Source organism: Streptomyces sp. NPDC054887 (assembly GCF_053610585.1).
The window spans coordinates 1-1,212 of record NZ_JBSGYQ010000151.1 but is presented as its reverse complement, the minus strand read 5'-3'; the positions used below and the strand labels follow the sequence as shown (position 1 = coordinate 1,212).

1 protein-coding gene is annotated in these 1,212 nt (G+C 65.8%); it reads left to right on the top strand.

Translation table 11 applies throughout. The features are described 5' to 3' along the window. Positions 1-285 precede the first annotated feature (285 nt). The gene (locus tag ACWGH0_RS34690; RefSeq protein ID WP_453408254.1) at positions 286-891 is read left to right on the top strand and encodes a dihydrofolate reductase family protein; all 606 of its coding nucleotides are present in this window, start codon (positions 286-288) and stop codon (positions 889-891) included. Positions 892-1,212: the final 321 nt, after the last annotated feature.

The window sequence follows — 1,212 nt, the reverse complement described above, 5'->3', positions numbered from 1 at the left end:
GGCCCTGGACACTGGCCCGAAGTCCAGCCTCCTCAACTTCCCTTCATACAGCTGTCCTTACTTACCTGGAGCGACCTCGTGTCGCACACTGAGCGTTTCAGTTGGCCCCTGAGCGTTGTACTTGGTCCGGCTGAGCGTGACGGTTGGCCCGGGCCGTCCGCGGGTGGCGCCCCGCCGATCTGTTCGGCTGCAGCGTCATGGGTTTCTCGCTGTTCCACAGCGCGGCCGATGAGTTTGTGGCTCCCGGCCAGTCCAAGCTCGTGACACCCCAGGAAAGGAACCGTCATGTCGGAGCTTCTCGTCGACTTCATCACCTCCCTCGACGGCCACGCATCGGGAGTGGGATGGCCCGGGTTCTGGGGCCTCGAGGGCCCGGAGTACCTCGCATGGCTCGGCGAGCAGCCTGCGGCCACCTACCTGATGGGAGCGAACACCTACCGCCTCATGTCGGGGTTCGCTGCAGGCCAGGTCCCCAACGGCCAAGACGAGTTCAGGCCCGAAGAAGAGGCATCCGTCGACGAGCTCACGCAAGCGTCCAAGGTGGTGTTCTCCTCCTCACTCGAGGAGCCACTGACGTGGGCCAACTCCACGCTCGTCCGCGACGACGCCATCGAGGCGGTCCGCGCCATGAAGTCGAGTGGCTCGGGGCTCCTCAGCACGATTGGCAGCCTCAGACTGTGCCGGTCCCTGCTACGAGCCGGACTCGTCGACCGCTTCCGGGTCGTGATGTTCCCGGTGATCACCGGGGCCACGGGCGAAGAACGCATCTACGACGGCTATCCGGACGTTGCCCTCGAGATGATCGAGCACCGTACCTTCGACGGCCGCATCCAGCTGGTCGAGTACAAGCCCCGCGTGCTCGAGCACCCACCGCTCGCCGTCCCTGCGTGACTTTGCCCCGTCCGCCGGTCTGGACGGCCGCCAGACCGGCGGACGGCGGGTGCGGAGCAAGACCTAATAGGGGGCCGGCCAACGTCAGGGCGCCGAGCCGTCGCAGGTCAGCCCATGTACGCCCCTCCCGCAGCCCGCAAAGGTCTCCCTTCCGGATACGGACGCGCCACTGGACGTTTCCCTGGGCAGAGTCCTGAGCGCTACATGGCCGATGGGGCCAACTGAAGCGCTCAGTGTGCGACACGAGGTCGCTCCAGGTAAGTAAGGACAGCTGTATGAAGGGAAGTTGAGGAGGCTGGACTTCGGGCCAGTGTCCAGGGC

Coding starts and splice junctions, on each gene's coding strand:
- ACWGH0_RS34690 (WP_453408254.1), top strand. CDS start 286: ATGTCGGAGCTTCTCGTCGACTTCATCACCTCCCTCGACGGCCACGCA.